Origin of the sequence: Nostoc sp., from assembly GCF_036917755.1 — a bacterium.
In the GTDB taxonomy this organism is placed as follows: Bacteria; Cyanobacteriota; Cyanobacteriia; order Cyanobacteriales; family Nostocaceae; genus Nostoc.
Genome location: NZ_JBALFC010000131.1, coordinates 1 through 827, shown reverse-complemented (window position 1 = coordinate 827; position 827 = coordinate 1). Strand labels below are relative to the sequence as shown.

Below are 827 nucleotides of genomic sequence, written 5' to 3'. Positions count from 1 at the left end.
CTAATAGAGAGCATATCTGTATGAATAATCCCTGGATTAAGGGGTATAGCTGCCATACCATTCGGCAATTCTTGTGCCAAAGAACGAGTTAATCCTTCTATTGCCCACTTAGAAGCGCAGTATGGTGCAACTTGGGGTGAAGTCGAACGTCCCCAGCCAGAACTAAAGTTGACAATAATGCCCCGTTTGTTTTTCACCATTGCTGGTACGAAATGGCGAATTATATTCGCTACTCCTTTGATATTGATATCTATTAGATCCGAAAATTCTTCAGATGGTATTTCCCACAAAGGCGCTGGATAATTGGTAATTGCCGCATTATTAATTATTATATCTGGCGGTGAATATTTTTGAAGTACGTCTAGTGCCCATTTTTTTACAAGCTGTTCATTTGCTACATCTACAGATGTGAAATCATTGGGCGCACTAAATTTCTGGCGTATTTTATCAATAGCATCTGATGAACGGGCGCAACCAATAAGAGTATGCCCCTGTTGAATAAAACCCTCGGTCATCGCATAACCTAGACCTTTGCTTATGCCCGTAATTAAGATGAGCTTAGTCATATTTTTCTGTTATTCCTGTTCTGAATCAATAATTCGTGGGAAAAAATAACCACTACCTCTTGCTGTCAAAATAAATTCTGGGTTATTCGGATCGGATTCTACCTTTGTCCGCAATCGTGAGATATGCACATCTACCACACGGGTGTCTGTATTCATCTCTGGTACAAAGCCCCACAATTGCTGTAATATTTCAACCCTTGAAAAAATCTTTCCCGAATGATTAACTAACAACTCTAATAAGCTAAACTCCACACCTGTCAA

Annotated in this window: 2 protein-coding genes; both read right to left on the bottom strand. The window is 39.7% G+C overall.

All coding sequences use genetic code 11. The features are described 5' to 3' along the window. Nucleotides 1-566: SDR family oxidoreductase (locus V7L05_RS28125; RefSeq protein ID WP_335169068.1), on the bottom strand; the 566-nt coding region annotated here is incomplete at its 3' end. 9 nt (nt 567-575) lie between these two features. Continuing rightward, nucleotides 576-827, bottom strand: a 252-nt coding sequence (locus V7L05_RS28120) for a winged helix-turn-helix domain-containing protein (protein ID WP_335169066.1), incomplete at its 5' end; no start/stop codon positions are given.